The organism is Fictibacillus sp. 5RED26, from assembly GCF_015903895.1.
GTDB lineage: Bacteria > Bacillota > Bacilli > Bacillales > Fictibacillaceae > Fictibacillus > Fictibacillus phosphorivorans.
The window spans coordinates 751,086-769,763 of sequence record NZ_JACZDU010000001.1 but is presented as its reverse complement, the minus strand read 5'-3'; the positions used below and the strand labels follow the sequence as shown (position 1 = coordinate 769,763).

Annotated in this window: 24 protein-coding genes; 11 read left to right on the top strand and 13 right to left on the bottom strand. The window is 38.1% G+C overall.

The window, feature by feature from the left end; genetic code table 11:
• Positions 1-11: 11 nt before the first annotated feature.
• Positions 12-677, bottom strand: coding sequence for a GntR family transcriptional regulator (locus IHV10_RS04130; RefSeq protein ID WP_197127445.1), 666 nt, complete (start codon positions 675-677; stop codon positions 12-14).
• A gap of 212 nt (positions 678-889) precedes the next feature.
• Here IHV10_RS04130 and IHV10_RS04125 point away from each other — a divergent pair, with 212 nt between their 5' ends.
• Positions 890-1,180 (top strand): late competence development ComFB family protein, encoded by a 291-nt coding sequence (locus IHV10_RS04125; protein WP_197127444.1) that lies wholly within the window; start codon positions 890-892, stop codon positions 1,178-1,180.
• 268 nt (positions 1,181-1,448) lie between these two features.
• Positions 1,449-1,649 (top strand): cold-shock protein CspD, encoded by a 201-nt coding sequence (gene cspD, locus IHV10_RS04120; protein WP_066237152.1) that lies wholly within the window; start codon positions 1,449-1,451, stop codon positions 1,647-1,649.
• Between the two features lie 93 nt (positions 1,650-1,742).
• Here cspD and IHV10_RS04115 read toward each other — a convergent pair whose 3' ends face one another.
• Both IHV10_RS04115 and IHV10_RS04110 read right to left on the bottom strand, forming a co-directional pair.
• Entirely contained in the window at positions 1,743-1,886 is a 144-nt protein-coding gene (locus IHV10_RS04115) for a hypothetical protein (protein WP_197127443.1), read from the bottom strand.
• Positions 1,887-2,033: 147 nt separating this feature from the next.
• On the bottom strand, positions 2,034-2,891 hold the full coding sequence (locus IHV10_RS04110; RefSeq protein WP_197127442.1) for a hypothetical protein: 858 nt from the start codon (positions 2,889-2,891) through the stop codon (positions 2,034-2,036).
• A gap of 147 nt (positions 2,892-3,038) precedes the next feature.
• Here IHV10_RS04110 and IHV10_RS04105 point away from each other — a divergent pair, with 147 nt between their 5' ends.
• Positions 3,039-4,514 carry a methyl-accepting chemotaxis protein gene (locus IHV10_RS04105; RefSeq protein ID WP_197127441.1) on the top strand — a complete coding sequence of 492 codons (1,476 nt, stop codon included), beginning with the start codon at positions 3,039-3,041 and terminating at the stop codon, positions 4,512-4,514.
• Between the two features lie 63 nt (positions 4,515-4,577).
• Positions 4,578-5,066 (top strand): NUDIX domain-containing protein, encoded by a 489-nt coding sequence (locus tag IHV10_RS04100; RefSeq protein WP_197127440.1) that lies wholly within the window; start codon positions 4,578-4,580, stop codon positions 5,064-5,066.
• Positions 5,067-5,099: 33 nt separating this feature from the next.
• Here IHV10_RS04100 and IHV10_RS04095 read toward each other — a convergent pair whose 3' ends face one another.
• Both IHV10_RS04095 and IHV10_RS04090 read right to left on the bottom strand, forming a co-directional pair.
• Complete coding sequence (locus tag IHV10_RS04095; protein WP_197128195.1) at positions 5,100-5,510, bottom strand: collagen-like protein; 411 nt, start codon at positions 5,508-5,510, stop codon at positions 5,100-5,102.
• Between the two features lie 335 nt (positions 5,511-5,845).
• A complete protein-coding gene (locus IHV10_RS04090) occupies positions 5,846-6,940 on the bottom strand; it encodes a hypothetical protein (protein ID WP_197127439.1) in 1,095 nt (364 codons plus the stop codon).
• A 100-nt stretch (positions 6,941-7,040) separates the two neighbouring features.
• On the opposite strand from IHV10_RS04090, the gene IHV10_RS04085 reads away from it, so the two are divergent.
• The gene (locus tag IHV10_RS04085) at positions 7,041-7,376 is read left to right on the top strand and encodes a toprim domain-containing protein (RefSeq protein ID WP_197127438.1); all 336 of its coding nucleotides are present in this window, start codon (positions 7,041-7,043) and stop codon (positions 7,374-7,376) included.
• Between the two features lie 102 nt (positions 7,377-7,478).
• Here the strand turns inward: IHV10_RS04085 and IHV10_RS04080 are convergent, their stop codons facing one another.
• The 3 genes from IHV10_RS04080 to IHV10_RS04070 all read right to left on the bottom strand — a co-directional run bounded on the left by IHV10_RS04080 (position 7,479) and on the right by IHV10_RS04070 (position 10,101).
• Positions 7,479-7,853, bottom strand: a complete 375-nt coding sequence (locus IHV10_RS04080) for a VOC family protein (protein WP_197127437.1) — start codon at positions 7,851-7,853, stop codon at positions 7,479-7,481.
• A 17-nt stretch (positions 7,854-7,870) separates the two neighbouring features.
• Complete coding sequence (locus tag IHV10_RS04075; protein WP_197127436.1) at positions 7,871-9,094, bottom strand: MDR family MFS transporter; 1,224 nt, start codon at positions 9,092-9,094, stop codon at positions 7,871-7,873.
• 374 nt (positions 9,095-9,468) lie between these two features.
• Positions 9,469-10,101, bottom strand: a complete 633-nt coding sequence (locus tag IHV10_RS04070) for a DsbA family oxidoreductase (protein ID WP_197127435.1) — start codon at positions 10,099-10,101, stop codon at positions 9,469-9,471.
• Between the two features lie 368 nt (positions 10,102-10,469).
• Here IHV10_RS04070 and IHV10_RS04065 point away from each other — a divergent pair, with 368 nt between their 5' ends.
• Together IHV10_RS04065 and IHV10_RS04060 are read left to right on the top strand one after the other, a co-directional pair.
• Complete coding sequence (locus tag IHV10_RS04065; protein ID WP_197128194.1) at positions 10,470-11,129, top strand: deoxynucleoside kinase; 660 nt, start codon at positions 10,470-10,472, stop codon at positions 11,127-11,129.
• Between the two features lie 48 nt (positions 11,130-11,177).
• A complete protein-coding gene (locus IHV10_RS04060; RefSeq protein ID WP_197127434.1) occupies positions 11,178-11,396 on the top strand; it encodes a hypothetical protein in 219 nt (72 codons plus the stop codon).
• Positions 11,397-11,418: 22 nt separating this feature from the next.
• Here IHV10_RS04060 and IHV10_RS04055 read toward each other — a convergent pair whose 3' ends face one another.
• The 5 genes from IHV10_RS04055 to IHV10_RS04035 all read right to left on the bottom strand — a co-directional run bounded on the left by IHV10_RS04055 (position 11,419) and on the right by IHV10_RS04035 (position 14,830).
• Entirely contained in the window at positions 11,419-11,766 is a 348-nt protein-coding gene (locus tag IHV10_RS04055; RefSeq protein ID WP_197127433.1) for a hydrolase, read from the bottom strand.
• Positions 11,767-11,822: 56 nt separating this feature from the next.
• Positions 11,823-12,758 carry a magnesium transporter CorA family protein gene (locus IHV10_RS04050; protein WP_197127432.1) on the bottom strand — a complete coding sequence of 312 codons (936 nt, stop codon included), beginning with the start codon at positions 12,756-12,758 and terminating at the stop codon, positions 11,823-11,825.
• Positions 12,759-12,843: 85 nt separating this feature from the next.
• Entirely contained in the window at positions 12,844-13,218 is a 375-nt protein-coding gene (locus IHV10_RS04045; protein ID WP_197127431.1) for a cupin domain-containing protein, read from the bottom strand.
• Between the two features lie 11 nt (positions 13,219-13,229).
• Positions 13,230-13,652: a DUF1992 domain-containing protein gene (locus IHV10_RS04040; protein ID WP_197127430.1), complete on the bottom strand. Its 423-nt coding sequence runs from the start codon at positions 13,650-13,652 to the stop codon at positions 13,230-13,232.
• 221 nt (positions 13,653-13,873) lie between these two features.
• Positions 13,874-14,830 (bottom strand): ABC transporter substrate-binding protein, encoded by a 957-nt coding sequence (locus IHV10_RS04035; protein ID WP_197127429.1) that lies wholly within the window; start codon positions 14,828-14,830, stop codon positions 13,874-13,876.
• Positions 14,831-15,014: 184 nt separating this feature from the next.
• Here IHV10_RS04035 and IHV10_RS04030 point away from each other — a divergent pair, with 184 nt between their 5' ends.
• The 4 genes from IHV10_RS04030 to IHV10_RS04015 are packed head-to-tail and all read left to right on the top strand — an operon-like array spanning position 15,015 to position 18,633.
• On the top strand, positions 15,015-16,025 hold the full coding sequence (locus IHV10_RS04030) for a FecCD family ABC transporter permease (protein WP_197127428.1): 1,011 nt from the start codon (positions 15,015-15,017) through the stop codon (positions 16,023-16,025).
• The gene (locus IHV10_RS04025; protein ID WP_197127427.1) at positions 16,022-17,065 is read left to right on the top strand and encodes a FecCD family ABC transporter permease; all 1,044 of its coding nucleotides are present in this window, start codon (positions 16,022-16,024) and stop codon (positions 17,063-17,065) included. The genes IHV10_RS04030 and IHV10_RS04025 overlap by 4 nt, the downstream gene beginning before the upstream one ends.
• Positions 17,066-17,081: 16 nt before the next feature.
• Positions 17,082-17,900, top strand: a complete 819-nt coding sequence (locus IHV10_RS04020; protein ID WP_197127426.1) for an ABC transporter ATP-binding protein — start codon at positions 17,082-17,084, stop codon at positions 17,898-17,900.
• A complete protein-coding gene (locus tag IHV10_RS04015; protein WP_197127425.1) occupies positions 17,875-18,633 on the top strand; it encodes an IucA/IucC family C-terminal-domain containing protein in 759 nt (252 codons plus the stop codon). Before IHV10_RS04020 ends, IHV10_RS04015 begins: the two co-directional genes overlap by 26 nt.
• Positions 18,634-18,678 lie beyond the last annotated feature (45 nt).

Here is an 18,678-nt window from a genome sequence, read left to right as displayed (position 1 = left end):
CCTTCATCTCCTCAAAATGTATTTTGTTTCGAATCCTCAAGAAAAGCTTTTAGCGTGTTCAACTTATGGTTTCTTGTATAAGATTCTATTACTTTTGGATCTTCTCTTCTTTCTATCATTTCAATTAGTTGATAGTGTTCTGTGACTGAGCGCTTCATACGTACAGGTTTCATTGTTGCCCCCTGTTTGCGAACAGTACCCAGCCTTTCCCATGTTGTATGAATCTGTTCTAACAGAAATTGATTGGTGCAATATTTGTAGGTGAGTTTGTGAAATTCTTTGTTGTAGTTGGAGAAAAGAGAATAATCAAGATGTTCAAGTGCATCTTCCATAAGCTTTGTATACTCTCTTAAACCTTCAAGTTTTTCGTGAGGAAAGTGGACGGATGATTCTGCAGTCGCAAAACCTTCTAATACGGCTAGAACGGATAAAGTTTCTAAATATGCTTGTTCATCGAAGGGGGTAACAATCGCTCCTGAGTATGGCTTAAATGAAATCAAGGAGTCCGCTTCAAGCAATCTAATCGCTTCACGAACCGGGATAGCACTCGTTTGAAGCTCTCTTGCCAGTTGGTCAATAACAAGTTTGTGACCAGGCGGATACCTGCCATCTAAGATACGAGAACGGATGACTTGATAAGCATACTGCTGTTTGTTTGTTTTATGTTTAGTCTTCATAATCCTATGTTAATCGCAAATCATATATGATTTCAAGATAATTATCAGAAAAATCATATATTATTGTTAATTTAGTAAAAAAGTATCATATGGTGTTTTATGAAAAAATAATTATAGTTAAATAGTCTTGTTACACACACTAGAAGTTTACATATGTAGTAAGAATAAGCTATTCTATTCATATAGATTGTGTATAAAGGGGTAAAAAGCCCATGAATGTAAAAAACGCCATGGAGATTCTAGTAGAAGAAGCATTAAAAAATTATTGGGGACAACTTCAGCTGCCTTGCAAATGCGAAGTTTGTAAAGCTGATGTCTTTGCGATTACACTTAACAATTTACCACCCCGCTATGTATCAAATGAAGATGGATACGCTTTTGTCAAAGCTCAAAACTTTGATGATCAATCCAGAGTCAACATCTTAAACCAGATTGTAAAAGCAACAGGTATTGTAGCAACTCGACCATCACACGATTTAAAACCATCTCCTGCTAGCGAATAGAAGGCAGATGGTTTTTATTTACTGTACAATCAATCAAGTTTATTTCGTAAAGTATACCTAAAAACCATAACATTCAGTTGAAATTTACATAAGAACAAATATCCTGACTCTTTATTCCTATTTTTCAGAAAAGTTCCTTGCGAGAGCTTTTTTCTTGTGATATATTTGTGACAACCATTCAGTACTGGATTACATCTTAACTTAAGAGTTTGAAAGTGGTTTGGTAATTACAGAGCACAAAAGTGCAAACGTTCTAGGAGGCATTTACATGCAAACAGGTAAAGTAAAATGGTTTAACGCTGAAAAAGGTTTTGGATTCATCGAAGTTGAAGGTGGAGACGACGTATTCGTACATTTCTCTGCTATCCAATCAGAAGGTTTTAAATCACTTGACGAAGGTCAAGAAGTAGAATTTGAAATTGTTGACGGAGCTCGCGGACCACAAGCAGCTAACGTAACTAAAAAATAAGTTCGGCTTATATATAAAAACCCGGCAGTAACTGCCGGGTTTTTTCTGTATGCAAATATATGTACAAATAAAGAGGCTCCCTACTGAGGCAGCCTAGTCTTTTAAACCAACTTTTAATTTATACTTTTGTATCTTACCTAATATATCTACCTTATCTTCCTGCGAAAAGATTCCAAGTTTGTGTAGAATTATTGTGTACTGCTGAAGTTTAAACAATGAACTCTCTTTATACCACATAACATTCACCTATCTTTCCTTGAGGAAACTTTTTAAACCTTTGTAAATATTATATGCCATCTGCCACTTTTATGATAATGATTTGTTATTTATTTTAATGTTGCTACACATTAAAAAAAGCGTACCAATACGATACGCTTTTTTTCACTATTTGGTTTGAATTGTAGAAAGCATTGCCCAAATGGCTTGCTCCCATTTAGCAGCGTTCTTATGCTCAGGCAAGTTAACCGTATATTTGACTTGATCTCCATTGCTTAAATCTTGAATCACAATGTATTTTTTGTAAGAATCTTTTGATGCTGTAATAAATAACGCAGTGTTTTCAAATGCCGGCCCAGCGATCTCTTTTCCGTTCACTTCACTTACTTCTCCAACCGCTTTAAGCTCATCATTCGCCCATTCTTTTAGATCATCAATGGACGACTCCTCTGACAACGGCTCTATTCTAACGAATGTTTCAGCAAATTTCGTAGCAAATAGTAAATCTTTTCGTGGTTCCTCTGCTGTAAATTCAAAATCTGGTAGCTTATAAAAGTGGTAATTCAGTTCACTCTCTGTTAAAACGGCGTCCTCTTCAATAGAGGTTCCATCCACTATGTATGTTAGCTTTTTCGATGGAGCAGCTTCTGGCACACTTTTTTCTGTAATCTGCTCAAGCAGCCATTGTCCTTCTTCATTCTTCTTATAAATGATGTTAACTTTGGCTCCTTCCTCCAAACTCTCAACGTCATCCCTTACTTCGTCTGTAAGTCGAAGAACTAATGTTTCACCTGCAGCTTCTACTTCAATAGAATTATTGTCAATCAGACCAATATACGTTCCTTCTTCTTCAATAGAAGTAACTTCTTCGTTAACTGGTTCTTCTTTTACTTCTTCATTCTTTTCAGTTGGTGAAGTTTCGGCTGTTTTCGGAGCTGGTTCTTCTTTTGTATCGGTACTTTTCGGTTCACTGCTACAAGCTGCAAGCATTAGTATGATTGCAAATATCCAAGTTTTTTTTATCATTGTTAAACACCTCAAATTAAAAGTTTGATAGTAATGAACTACGTATTCAGACATATAAAACAAATTTTGGTAAACATCTTAAATGCTATGAGAATCCTGACGATATATAAACAGTACTTATACATTTTAAAACGGAGATGACGAAATTTGAATCCATCATTTGCCTCAAATTTACAAACGAATAAACTAGTTACAAAAATGCTGTGGGGTATGTATTTCCTTGGTCTAGCAAGTACTTTCGCTAGTACGAAAACCATAGACAGTGTCATGTTTTATGGTATAGCTGGACTAGTTATACTTCTCTCACTATCGATTTGGACGTACCGAAAATGGGCTCCATTCGCCGTTCAATATTTTGTTGTTATCGGCTTAACGATTCTGACGGTTATCATGGCGGACACGAACCCGAAGATTTCAACTTATCTTATGACCTATGTATGCTTGGCAGTTATCACGTTGTATCATAACTATCTTTCTATCTTACTATCGGGTATTAGTGGATTATTGTTAACTAATTTCTTCTTTTTTCAATATAAAGAAACGATGTTTGCCGGACAAGACCCTAAGATCATTATCTCATTAAACGTCTTCTTAACCGTAATTACTGCAGCTTTAGTAGCACAAGCGAGAATTGGTCAGCGTATGCACGAAAATATTAGGCTTGCTGAAAAACAATCGGAACATGATAGAGTTAAATTGGAACAGTTGTTGACTAAGATTAAGGATGCAACAGAAAATTTGCATCACTTTAGTCAATCGGTAAAGGAAAACGTAACACGAACAGGTGAAATATCGAGCAACATTACTTTCGCCTTTACTGAAGTAGCAAAAGGTGTGGAATCTCAGGCTGTCAGTGTAGGTGGAATGAGTCAATCTGTCACAAGTACCAACGACGTAGCAAAAGGCCTTTTTCAACACTCCAGCGATATGAAAAAACTTTCAGAGCAAACAGCAATTGTTACAAAAGCAGGAGAAAACCAAGTATTAGAACTCTCTTCTAAGATGAAAGAAGTGAGTGAACTAATGCAGCAAACAAACACTCTTATGCATGAATTAAATCAGCAAAGTGAATCTATAGAAGGAATTTTAACGACAATTGAAGAAATTTCTTCTCAAACGAATCTGCTTGCATTGAATGCCGCAATTGAAGCAGCGCGTGCCGGGGATCAAGGTAGAGGATTTGCAGTTGTTGCAGACGAGGTTCGCCGCCTTGCTGAGGATTCTCAACATTCTACAAAGCAGATTGGAGCAATCTTAGGTGAAATCCGTAATAAAGCCAAACAAGCAGCTCAATTTGTAGATGGTTCGCAAGGTGTCGTCACATCCAGTCTTGAAGCGACTGAGAAGACTGCAAACAATTTTATTCAAATTTTAGTAAACACTGATCAAGTTGCAACACAGTCTTCTGAAGTACAAGAATTGATTAATCAATTGTATGAATCTACCGGATATATTGTAGGAGAAATTCATTCGGTTTCAGGAATCGCAGAAACATCTAGTGGTTCTGTGGAAGAGGTTCTCGCATCGGTAGAAGAGCAACATAGATGTGTAGAAGAAGTGGTAGAAAGTTTCAACAAGTTTGAAGCATTAACTTCAGAACTAAATGCACTCGTAAAGAAATAAAAACGATAAAATACCTTTTCATGTATATTGGAGAGGTATTTTTGTTATGGAAGGGTGTATAAGATGCATACACACAGAGGTATCTATTGTATCTCTTATAACGAAACTGGAGAACTGCTCGTAATTGAAAAAAACGGAGGACCTTATAAAAATCGGTTCGATCTTCCTGGAGGCACACCTATCGTTGGTGAAACTGAATACGACACGGTTATCCGTGAAGTATTAGAAGAGACGGGATTTGGTGTGAAGAAAGGAATTAAGATAGGCGAACGCTGTTACGAACTTCCATGGATCTATAAACAATGGACCTACTCCCAGCATACAGCTGTATATTTTGAATGTATGCTAGATACTACTTCACAAGCCACTTTAGCAGATATTCCTGATCAAGACTCTAAAGGCACAAGATGGATACACCCTAATAATCTTAGAAGTGATTGGTGCTCTCCTCTTGTTTGGGAAGCAGCTCAATATATACTCACAAAACACATTTCCTCTGATATTAAAATATATGAAACATGGAGTGTTCTGAAAGAACCACTATACCCTTAGAATAAAAAAACAACCGCACAGAGGCGGTTGTTCTTAGTAACAATAAAATGAACTAATTTGGCGTGTATCCATGCCGAAATAGATCCATCTATTGCCGGTCCAACGGAATCCTGCAACCGATCTACGACCTGCAAAGGTAAGCCATGCCCAAAATCCTGGTCCCCATGTTGGCCAGATGTAGACATATTGGTACAAACAAGGTCTAATTGCTCCCGGATCAACTGCATAAACTCCTGGCTGACTTCCACCGCCTCCGCCTCCACCTTGCAAACTAAAACCTTGTGATTGAGATGGTGTAAACGTAGGAGGTGCTGATGTTGGTGCCATTCCACCGCCACCGCCGCCTCCTGGTGGTCCGCCTGGAGGTCCACCTGGTGGGCCAAACCCTTGCCCTCCACCTTGCCCGCCGCCTTGACCTGGAAAAGGTGGAAAACTTCTATTCATACTCAATACATTCAACTCCTATAAAATTGTATTCGGTTCATAATATTCATATCGTACTGAAACGTATAGACAAGTAACCCGTAAAAATTCAAAAGGATTGCTGCATGCTGATTTCGGGTATATTACATGAAACAACTATGATTTTTATAGGAGGATGAAAATGGGACGTATTAAAAAAGGCATTAAAGGAATGGCGGTTGCTTTTTTAATAAAACAAGGTAAGAAAAGGTTATTGCCTATTATTAAACGAAAGCTAAAAAGCAGATAATAACTAAAGAGCTCCTTTCCTAAGGAGTTCTTTTTGTTTAGGCACCCGTTCATTGAACAGATCAATTTCACCGCTTCATGTTCATGAACTCTTCTCTTAAGAAACGTACTTCAAACTCAATGAGTGATTCACCTGTTTCTTTCTCAAACACACGATAAAAATTTTGCTGCTTATTAAGTAATAACGATTTGATTTTAGCTTGATTTCCGTCTTTAACCATTTGGTCGATCGCATAGTAGCTCTGTCTGTATGGACGATGAGTAGATTTTCTTCGATTCTCATAAGCCCATTCATCGACTGAGTGCAGTCTTGTGAAGGGAATGAAGTTTAGAGGTACAAAGATAGGCACCTCTCTCACACTCTGTTTTCCTGCATATTCTGCAATCCCCTCTTCAAACCACCTAGGAAGATGCCGATTATCCAATTTATTTTCAAACAAGTAACTTACAATCCAATGATGTGTATATTCATGTCCCACCAACTCTAGAAATTTATCAGGATTCTCATCCATTTCGTCAGTAACAAGCAGATGAATTGTTCCTTGAGCAGGGACGTACAATGCTTGCAGATTTTCATAAGAATGAAATGGCAAATGTTGCTGAAAGATTAATGGGTTTCGATAGAGGATGAGCGTAACCGGAAGAGCTTGATGAACATCAATCCATTCATTGTGATAAGACTGCATTTTACGGATATGCCGAATTGCAGATCCTGCAAACTTCTCATCTTGCGGTTCATAAAAAACCGTAGCATTTCCCTCATTTACATTTTCTAAAGTTTTTAAGAAGGATACGCGCTCAAATATTCTATCTTTTTCTACTAAAATTGCTTCCAAATAAAATTGATTTTTTACTCTTGATGTTAACGAATTAGGCAAAGAAGTTTCGAGCGCATAGTTGCTTATAGATAAAAATACGGTAGCGAATGCAATAACAATAGTAATAATGAGGTTTGGCTGAATTCGTGCTTTAAGAAAAGTTGCTCTTCTTCCTTTAAGGATTTCTATGAATAGCATGCTGAATAAGAAAAAGCATACTAAAAGGAGAATCACCCCTACAAATAAACCTTCTATATCACTGAGCAGTAAAAACAATCCGTAAACCATCAAAAGTGAAAAGAAGCTAAGAAAAATATTTCTTATAAAAGATATTAGCTTCTTCAATCATTACACTTCCTTTGTCCAAATATTTTGTAGAAGTCGTACTATTATCGATATGCTCTCCATAAAATGATAATGAATCTTAGTTTTTACAGGAGGCGCTATGACCGGATACATTGTTGAAGGCAAAAGTGATCAACTGAGAGTACAAAGTGTTCATCCTCACGCCCATTTTGTCATATTAAATGGAATATCGTTTCGACATAAAGAACGAAGAGCGATTGAAGAAGCATTGATTCTTTGTGATGAAGTTTATGTATTAACTGACCCAGATGAACCCGGTGACAAAATAGCTTCAAAAATTATGGAAACCTATCCTGAGATCAAAAGGATTCATATCGATCCGAAGAAAGCACGGAATGTCAGAGAAAGTCGCTACAAGTATGGTGTTGAATATTGTTCAAACCAGTATTTAAAAGAAACACTGCCAGGTATTTAATTCCCATTCAAAGACTTCTTTACTGCTGTCTCATCACCTTCTACCTCGAAGTACTCTTTACAAAGAAATAAAAAAAGACTGCAATCCATGCAGTCTTCATTTCTATTTGCTCTCAAAAAATTCAAGTGATTCTTCGTCTGGTCCGTAAAAGAAGAAATATTTTCCGTTTGGAAGCTCTGTAATTTCTTTATCTTTCATGACTACGTCTTTTTTCTGCAACAACTCATACTGCTTTTCAATGTCATTGACAGAAAACGCAATGTGATGCACTTTCCCCTCATTCGTAACTGGCCCGGTATATCCAGCGATCAGCTCAACAAGCACTTTTCCGTCTACACCTAAGAATGCTAATTCAACGGGTACACTAGTATGATCGAAACGATCTAATAGATCTAAGCCAAGTACATCGGTATAAAACTTGATAGAGTTCTCCATGTTAGAAACCATAATTCCCGTATGTTCAATTCCAGTAATCATTGTTGTTTTCCCCTTTCTTATGTTGAAGCAGATTGTTGTTCAAGAAGCGTTTTGCGAATGCCTTCTCCATATTGAAAAAACGGTAAGGAAAGTAAGGAGATAAGTGTAAGAATGCCAAACACATAAAATCCTTGTTCAAATCCAAACGTACTTAACAGTAAACCACCAATCCAAGGTCCCGCGCTGAAGCCAATCGATCGAAAAGACATCGCCCCAAAATATGTACCTCTCATATGCTCAGGTGCTAAATCATCTAAAAGTACATCACTCATTACGAACACGATTATTTCTCCCACTGTAAGAAATATCATACTAATCACGAGAAAAATCCAATTCGTTGAAAGTCCGAATCCAAGCAAAGCTAGACTAAATGCAAAACTTCCAAATCGAAGTGCATTCATCGGCTGAAATCGTCTTACATAGTTAGTGACCGGAAACTGTAAAAGCAGCACAGTAATTGCATTTGTAACGACTAGGTAGGCAAATAGCTTAACACCATTTTCAAATTGAGGAGCATTCCCTATATATTGCGCTAGCGTAGTATCCATTTGTGACTGTGCCATCATAACAATTGTGTTGCCGATTAGAAAAAAAGCAAGCACTCTATCTCTTGAAAGAACACCAATGGCAGACTTGATGGAAAACTTCCTTTCTTCTCCACCTTTCAACTCAGTTGAGTAGCCTCTCAATGTGAATACAATCAATAATGCATACAATAAATATGCCACAGCCGTAATGTAGAAAGCTTGAGTTGAATTTGATGTACCAAGCTGTGTCCCTACAACCGGACCAATCGCAGCACCGACATTGATCGCAAAGTAACGAGCATTGAAAACATGAAGCCGGTTTTCCTTTGTCGTTACATCCGCAAGCAATGCTCTTGATATCGGTTCAAACCATGAGCGACAAAGCCCGTTTAGCATGTTCAATAAAAAGAAATGCCATACTAGATCGGCTACAGCAAACCCAACAAAGACGGCACTCCATGTAAATATAGCAACTGTCATCACAGGCAGTCTTCCTATACGATCGGATAGATAGCCTCCGAAGAAACCACCGAACGTGCCAGTTAAAGCACTTACTCCTATAATCAATCCAACCATAGCTGGATCGATTCCTTTTTCATTGTACAAATAAATGGCTAAGAATGGCATTGTCATAAAGAATGCCGCTCGTGTAAATAGTGTTCCAGCAACAATTACGATTACTGCTGGATGCCACTTTCTAAGTAAACCCCTCATCTCCATTCCTTCTCTCTTCTATTTCTGTTACCTACTCTATCATTTTTTTATAGTGATAGCGTAGAAAATTTACATTTTTTGAAACTTTTCTATTTTTCCTTCGTCATATATAGGTGTACCCCCCTTTCCCGAAAAAAGCCCTCCCCTAATTAAGGGCTTTTTTCATTTTAAATAAATGCCCTTTAGTCCGTCAGCGCGACTTTGTCACAAAGTGATAACGTTTATCAAAAAAATCACATATTCGTCCAAAATGAATTGGAGATTGATATATTATAGACATCCCTATCAACAACCCCCTTTTTTCATTGTTAAGAACGAAAGAGAGCGCTAAGAAGGATGACCTTCTAAGCGCTCTTTTTTCATTATTTTCACTTTCATTCACATTCGTCCCCATCACAAAATTCAAATTTCGCATCCCTAATAGCACCTCTTAATGCACGTTCGATATTTGCTTGAGGATGCAGGCCTTTTAATACTCGCTCACCAATAATAATGGTAGGAACAGCAGTGATGTTCAGATCTTCTACAGCTTCTTTTAAATACTTTTCTCTTTCTTGATTAAATTCACGGTTTTCCAAAGCGCGTTGAAATGTGTTGCCATCGAGACCCACCTCTTCGGCGATCTTACGAAGTACGGTGATTTTTCCAATATCTTCACCCTTTTGATAAAAAGTTTTAAAAACAAGATGTGCATACTCTCTTTCCTTGCTGTATTCTTTGGCAAACAACAATCCTTCATGTGCGTAGAAAGTATGTGGTTGAGGTGACACATCTGGCAAAATCATATCAACACCCATTTTTTTTGATAAAGGCTGAACGGACTCCTGCCACGAACGCTGTAGATAATCTTCATCAGTTCGTAACGTTTCTTGCGGAAATGGTCTGAGTTCATATGGCATCCACTCAATTTCAACATCTTTACCTTCAGTTGCTTTTAATAGCGGCGTTTCAGCTAAGAAACAATATGGACACACAAAATCAGAATATACTTTTATATGAATGGTCATGTTTATATCCCCTTTAGTTAAACCTCAGTTCTGCTTTTTTATATGTTTTCACTTTTGAAGCTTATGATATTTACATAATGATCATAGTTCAAGCAATAAGTCTTAATCTCCACCGCTCTTTAAAATCTCATATCATCCTACAGCAGTACGTATTCGTGTTTGATCAGAAAATCCCCATTAAGTCTTATTTCTTAATGAAACAACCTCTGTTCACCTTTTGTATTACATGATATATTTAGAAAGGCTTTATTACTTACATACCATATATTGATTTTTGAACTTATGAATACATACGTTTTACACTAGTCCCGCATCACTGATTTCAGAGCAGATGATGCACCATTTTAGGAGGATATACCGTGATTTTAATGGCAGGTATGATCGGTACAGGCAAGTCTACATATGCTGAATTTTTGAGCGAGCAGCTTGGGAGTTCTATCTTTTATGAAAGCGTCGTTGACAATCCTATTTTACCCGATTATTACAAAAACCCGAAGCGCTGGGCTTTCCCGCTTCAAATTTATTTTTTGAACACACGTTTTAAGACCATCCGAGAAGCTCGTACAAGTCCAGATAACGTTCTTGATCGTAGCCTTTATGAAGATTTAATTTTTGCCGAACTGAATTTTGATTCCGGAAACATGACACAGCTTGAATTTGACACGTATAAAGATTTACTTGAAACGATGATGAACGAGATCGACAAAACGCCAAAATCACGTCCTGATTTACTTATCTATTTGGATAGTGATATTGAGACTGTATTAAGTCGTATCCGTCAAAGAGGTCGTTCATACGAACAAGTTGATGAGAACCCAGAACTTTTGGCTTATTATCGAACACTTCATGCTAAATACAAAGAATGGATTAAAGCCTACGATAAAACGCCTGTATTGATGATTGAGAGTGATCAGTACAACATTTTTGATACAAATGATCAGGTTAAGATTCTTACACTTGTAAAGAATGAACTGGCACGACTGGATTCATTGAAGCAACCTTCTTTTCTTATGCATGAAAGCCTATAAAACCACAAACACTATTAGGACAAACAAGGTTTAAGGAGTGAACACAAATTGTTTACATTGTTCTTTATTTTGTTATCTGTCCTTGTAGCTGCAGTAGGTCTCTGGTGGACGATGAAAATCGCAAAAAAACAAAAAATGTATACGGAAGATGAAGTAAATCCTGCTGTATCAAGACATACTGCATTGTTGAATCCTGTATTTATTGCACTCGCCGGCTTCACACTCGTGATCGGCCTCATCATCTACATTGCCTATTTTGTCTACTAAGAACTTAAAGACCAAAAGACATTTAGTCTTTTGGTCTTTTTTCTAAATCTTGTGGTTTCTCAGGATTCCAAAAACTCATACTTTCAATAAATTGTCTTGTTTCCTCTTGACCGAGATCATGAATCATCTGATACGCTTCTCTTAGTTTTTCATCATACCTGTCGTTGTCTGAGTCGTTTGAATAAGGTACGTATGGTAAATGTGACCTCACAAAAGTATCATTTGCCGTACTGTCCAGCTCACTAAACTTTCTTTCAAGATGTCTTACGTCTTCATCAGAAGCAGAAATTTCAAACTGAAAAGTAGAAGCAGTTTTGATTGGAAGGATCTCACCAGTTTCAACATTAATATAATACGGTCTTTTTTCCATTCTTCACGTCCTCCTTTTTTCTTTATTTTCCTCAGCTCATACATTTTTATGTAAAATCACCACCATCTTTTCTTTCTAAAATAGCTCATGATCATTATAGCGAGAGCTAAACAAAGAGTTAAAACGTAGAAATAACCATATCGCCATTTAAGTTCAGGGATAAATTCAAAATTCATTCCGTAAAGACCAGCAATAAATGTGAGAGGTATGAATACCGCACTAACCAAGGTCAAAGTTTTCATGATTCTATTCATGTGATCGGACTTTAAAGACATTTGGAGATCTAGAATACCTTTTAAATTTTCTTTAAAACTGTCAAAAGCAGCAGTTACCCTTGAAAATGAGGATAGCAAATCCTTAAAGTAAAAACCTGACTCTTCATTTGCATATTCAAAGTCATCATGTCCCATTTTCTGAATGATGCTCTCTTCAGCTTCAACATATTGTCTAAGCTTGTGCAAACGAGTCTTCCAGCGGTAGACATCTCGCCCGATCTCGCGTTTCTGCGGATCGATAAACACACTTTTTTCAAGCTCTAAAAACTCATCCGAAAGTTGATCTACTACTTCTAGATAAGAACTTACAATATCCTTCATCAGATAGTACAACATATAACTAACATGCTTCATGTGCTCGGGATTGCTAGTGAAATCATTAACAAGTTGTTCCCTAAAAGATATTTCATGTTCACTCATGACAATTAAATAGTTCTTACCGATTAATAGGTTAAGCCTTATTGGTTCATAATTTTCTGTTCCTAAATAAAACGTTGAAACAACAGCGTGGTTTGCATAGACATTCAATTGTGGATGTTCCGAAAAATTCATAAAAGCATGCTTGGCTAACGGATGAAGATCAAGCTGCTCTAATATTTCGTCTTGATTCATTTCTTCAGGAGATTGATAAAACATCCAAATCGTTTCTTCTTCTTTTGGCATTACAAAGTGTTCAATGCGTACCGATTGATTCGTGGTCTCTTTATACATTAACATCTCATGACTCCTGGGCTTTTTCTTCTATCTTTCCCATAAGATGAGATTCACATGACAAAAAAATAACCCTTTATCCAATTAGAGGTTAAAGGGTCACTGTACTAATACTTTTTACTTTTTTCACTACAACTCTATCTCCTTGCGCAGGTGGCTGAGAAGTTAAAAGAAACTCAACAGGCAAACTTGTCTCGTTACGAACTTGATGGGTTGTTCCTGCCGGAATAGCTATTCCTTGATGCGCGGTAAGTGTAATTTCTTCTCCATCTTTTTCGATCAACAATTCTCCGTCTAACACAAAGAAGAATTGATGTGAAAACACATGATAATGTCTCACCTCAGCTGTGTGAGGGGGCATTCTTTCTTGTATGATGCTTAGGTTATCTTGCTTTAGAAGGTGCCAGCCATCACATGCATCTCCCCATTGATAATGTTCAGCATTTAATGTACTTTTCTTTGACATACACCCTCCAATTATTTCTTCAAAACGTCCTCCAGATTTATCTTCATCCTTTGTGCACTAGGCGGACAAGTTAAATTATACTGAAAGACTTTTTGGTTAATGGTCTCTACTGTCTTTTTGATGTTAAATTCTAATGTGTACGTTTTTAGTTCCTCTTTTAGTACGTCTATCTCCTGACCAAGTTTCACCCAATTCGGGAGAATGTTATTATCTTTCATTACTTTATGAAGGCGCTTTTCAGGATTATAAGCAAGATCTTCATCAAGCTGGAGTGGCTTCCCTAATCCATCTAAATTATCGAATGCACCTTCTTTACGTGCACGGTTAACGATGGCTGTGATGTGATCTTCGTAAAACCAAGCATTTGTTTGCTCGTCTTTCATTAAGATCTCACGTTGCTGCAGTTCCTTTTCAAGCGACGTTTTCTTTTCCATCACACAAACCTCCAGGAATAAATTTTGTCTACACTTATACTTTATGTTTTTTATCCCTTTTCCCTTGGAAAACTTATGGCAGATTTATTGCGAATTTGTGTACAAATTAAGAACGCCTTTCCTCCTGGTTATCTTCATCCATGCTCAATTTTTAGGAAAAACTGGAGTTGACTTGAAGAAGAAAAAAGGAAGCGACTGCTCGCTCCCTCTCTATTACACACTTATTTTTTTAAGAAATACTTCTCCAGATCATCTAACATCAAGTTTGCAGCCTTTACTCCACCAGCTGTATTCCAGATTGCATCACTTACTTTGTAAGCTTTATCTGCTTTAACAACATCAAGGTTTTTCCAAAGCGGGTTACCTGTCCATTCTTTTTCTGTATCAGTCGCTTTTCCATCTCCAGCTTCGTACGTAAAGTAGAACAGAATGTCACCATTCATATCAGGAATACGTTCTTGTGTTACTTCTGCCATAAAATCATCCTTGTTCTGATCACCAGGACGTGCAAATCCAACTTGATCAAGAATTACACCAGAGAAAGAATCTTTGTGATAGATACGAGATGTTCCAGGCAAGAAACGAACCACTGAAACTTCTGTTTTTAATTGATCCGCTGCCTTTTTCTTCATATCCTCAATACGCTTGTCGAATGCAGCTAGAACTTCTTTTCCTTTTTCTTCTTTATTTAATGCTTTTGCATATAGTTCGAAGTTGATCTTCCAATCACCACGAAGCTCTTCTGAAAATACAGTTGGTGCAATTTTGTTTAGTTCGTCATATTGTTTCTCTTGACGCTGTTTGTTTCCGATGATTAAGTCAGGCTTTAAAGCTGCGATCTTCTCAACGTTCACAGCACTTTCGTCACCTACTACTTCAACGCCATCCATGTCACTTTTAATATGATCATACCAAGGATCACCTAACCAAGATTTCACGGCTCCAACCGGTTTTACCCCAAGTGCTAGTACTGCTTCAGTACCTTCGTTTGTTAAGACAACCACTCTCTTGTTTTCCTTAACTTCTGTTGTCCCCATTGCATGTTCTACTTTATAGCTCTCAGAAGATCCTTCTGATTTTTCTTCTTTTTCTTTATCTTTCCCGCCGCATGCTGCCAATGCAAGCATTAACGTTAACACCGCTGCGAAAGCAAGCCATTTGTATGTAATTTTTTTCATTCTATTTTCTCTCCCCTTTTTATAATGTAAATGATAATGAGAATCAATTACAATTCGTATCATAATATGTTATGAATACGTTGTCAACAACTAAATGATAATGATTTTCAAAGTCATTGACAGAAACCTACTTTACTTTTAAACTGATAAATGAGAATAACTTTCATTAATAAAAGAGGCTCTAATGAACGGAATATTATACGGAAATAAATTGAAGACAGCCGGGCTTATCGTTGGCATACTAATCGCACTCATTATAATGGTCTTGAGTGTTGTGCTTGGTTATATGAACACTTCACTAAAACAAGCTATTGAAGCGTATACGGCTTTTAACGGCTCTAACGAACATTTAATTATTCAACTATCTCGAGTCCCACGTTCACTTGTAGGTATGGCTGTTGGCATCTCTTTAGGGATCGCCGGCGTTCTCATGCAAGCGCTCACTCGAAATCCAATTGCATCTCCGGATATATTTGGTGTTAATGCCGGTGCTGGATTCTTTATTGTTTTTGGCGTTACTTTCCTAGGAGTATCATCCATACAACAATTTATGTGGATCGGTTTCTTAGGAGCTGCAGTTGCTGCAGGATTGGCTTATGCATTAGGTTCTGCTGGCCAAGGTGGACTTACACCTGTTAAATTGACACTTGCTGGAGCTGTGATGGCCGCTCTTTTTGCATCTCTCACGCAAGGTATGCTCGTTACCAATGAAAAAGCACTAGATGAGGTTCTATTCTGGTTAGCTGGTTCAGTAGAAGGAAGAAAACTTTCTATGCTAGTCGCGGTCTTACCTGCACTTGTTATCGCTTGGGTGATTTCCCTCTTATTATCAAGGCAGTTAAATGCCTTTGCGCTTGGAGAGGACGTCGCCATCAGTTTAGGTCAAAAAACAGTCGTTTTTAAACTAGCGGCAGCTCTCATGGTTATCATACTAGCTGGAGGATCAGTTGCAATTGCTGGCCCTATCAGTTTCATAGGAATTGTTGTTCCTCATTTTGCTAGGTATCTTGTAGGAAATGATCACCGCTGGATCGTGCCATACTCTGCTATTATAGGTGGCATTATGCTCGTCGTTGCAGATATTGGCGCACGTTATATCATCATGCCTGAAGAAGCACCTGTTGGAGTTGTAACAGCCCTGATCGGTACACCCTTCTTCATCTATATTGTTCGAAAAGGAATTTTTCAAAAATGAGAAAGTACTGGGTCTTACAGCGTAAATCATTTTCTTTTTTAATTGATAAAAAAACGACTGTTAGCATAATTGCCTTAACACTAGCAGCAATAGCTGCCATGCTAATAAGTATCGGTGTCGGTGATATGTATATCGCACCGTGGGATGTGTTCAATGCATTAATCGGAACTGGGCTAGATATTAACCAGCTCATCATTACTGAATTTAGGCTGCCGAGGGTATTAGTCGCATTTATTGCAGGAGCCTCACTCGCTCTTTCGGGTGCTATCTTGCAAGGCATTATTCGTAACCCACTAGCCTCTCCCGATATGATCGGAATAACAGGTGGTGCAGGTTTTGCTGCAGTTGCCTTTCTAACGATGTTCAGTGATGATTCAAACAACCTTTTATTAAGTATTAATTATTTACCACTGTTTGCTTTTGGTGGCGCTACTATCGTTGCTTTCTTAATTTATGCATTAGCTTGGAAAGACGGAGTTACACCTATTCGTCTCATATTAATAGGAATCGGGCTTATGGCTTTATTACAGGCTTTAACAACGCTCATGATGCTTATGGGACCGATCTATAGAGCGAGTCAGGCCACAATATGGCTTACTGGAACGGTGTACGGTACTTCCTGGAACGAAGTAAAAGCTTTGCTGCCTTGGTTTATTGGATTGATTCCGATCTTAGTACTACTCGTCCGCCGTTTGAACATTCAAGGATTCGGTGATGACCTTACAAAAGGAGCAGGAATCTCCGTTCATCGTGAACGTTTCTTACTTTTAATGGTCTGCACAGCTCTTGCTGGTTCAGCAGTCGCGTTTGCAGGTGCGATGGGGTTTGTTGGGCTTATCGGACCACATATCGCTAGAAGAATTTCAGGATCATCGTTCGGCGGCTTGTTTCCAGCTTCGGCCTTGATCGGGGGTATCATGGTCGTATTGGCGGACCTTGCCGGACGTACCTTATTCTCACCTTTAGAAGTACCCGCCGGTGTTTTTACAGCGGCGATCGGTGCTCCCTACTTTATCTATCTTTTATTTAAAAACCAATAACAGGAGTGGATGACAGATGGCTGTAATTACAACCTCTAACCTAACATTAGCTTATGGAAAAGAACCGATTATCGACGAGTTGAACCTACAGATTCCTAAAGGTAAGATTACCGTCTTGATCGGAAGCAATGGTTGTGGAAAATCCACTCTGTTACGTTCTATGGCAAGACTCTTAAACCCTAAAGGTGGTCATGTATTGCTAAACGGTAAAGACGTTGCGAAACGTTCTACAAAACAAGTAGCAAAAGAACTAGCAATCTTGCCGCAAGGACCAATTGCTCCTGAAGGATTAACTGTACTGCAGCTCGTTAAACAAGGACGATTTCCTTATCAATCATGGCTGCAGCAATGGTCACGAGAAGATGAAGAAGCCGTAATGAACGCACTTGATGCTACAAATCTTCTTCCTTTTATGGAAACACCAGTCGATTCACTTTCAGGTGGTCAGCGTCAACGAGCGTGGATCGCTATGACTTTAGCGCAAGGAACAGAAACCATTCTTTTAGATGAACCTACTACTTACTTAGACATGACACATCAAATTGAGATTCTCGACCTGCTTTTTGAGTTAAATGAAAAAGAAAAGCGAACAATAGTTATGGTGCTTCATGATCTAAATCTTGCTTGCCGGTATGCTCATCATATTGTAGCGATTCAAGATAAAACCGTCTACGCACAGGGTGCACCTGAAGAAATTATGAACGAACAATTAGTAGAAGATGTATTTCAGATGGCGAGTTCTGTGATTCCTGATCCAGTTTTCGGCACACCAATGTGTATTCCATATGGAAAGGGGCGAGTCGTTCGACATGTCAATACTCCTCAGTACGCCTAAGTCAAACGGTTGGACAGCAGAAGAAAAAAAGCATATCAGTTCGAACTATCGCTTCTCTTTTCAAGCGCCGTATGAGAATGAAGTTGTCGTTTCTGCCGAACAACTGTTGAGCTCTGATAATCTGCTTCAATTTTTGGATCAAACAGGACCGCGTATCGGTTCAAACAAACGCCCTGTAACAGCGTCTCTTTTCTTTAAGCGCTATGCGTATTGCAGTTTAACTTCCTGTTTATATGGGATGACCATCCTGAACAAGTCATTTGATATGAACATAAAAAATGTCTATCTTATCGATCACAACTCTGACAGCATGTGGCTTCCATCATTCACACTGAAAGATGCATCTGCTCGCATTGCTGACGAAAATAGAGCAGATTGGCGATCTTCAGTTATTGAAACACTTTTTAAAGAGAACATGTCAGTCATGTTGAATCATATCGCAAGCACTGCACGCATTTCAAAAGCAACTCTTTGGGAGAACGCATGGATTTACATACGCTGGGTTTATGAAACGTGGTTAAATGAAGAACATCCAGCAGAAGTTATGAAAAGAATCCAAGAAGATTATGCATTCTTTATGGAAGCTCATGCTTTTCATTTTGGGTTAACGAAAAACCCTTTCCATCGCTTTGCAGCTCCTATTGGCTGCGGACCTACTAAGACCCGTAAGACTTGCTGCCTTTATTACAAAACAGATAACGGGACTTGCTGTTCTACATGTCCAAAGCGATAAAATCGAGACTTTCTGTCCTCGATTTTTTGTTTTTTCTTTATCAAT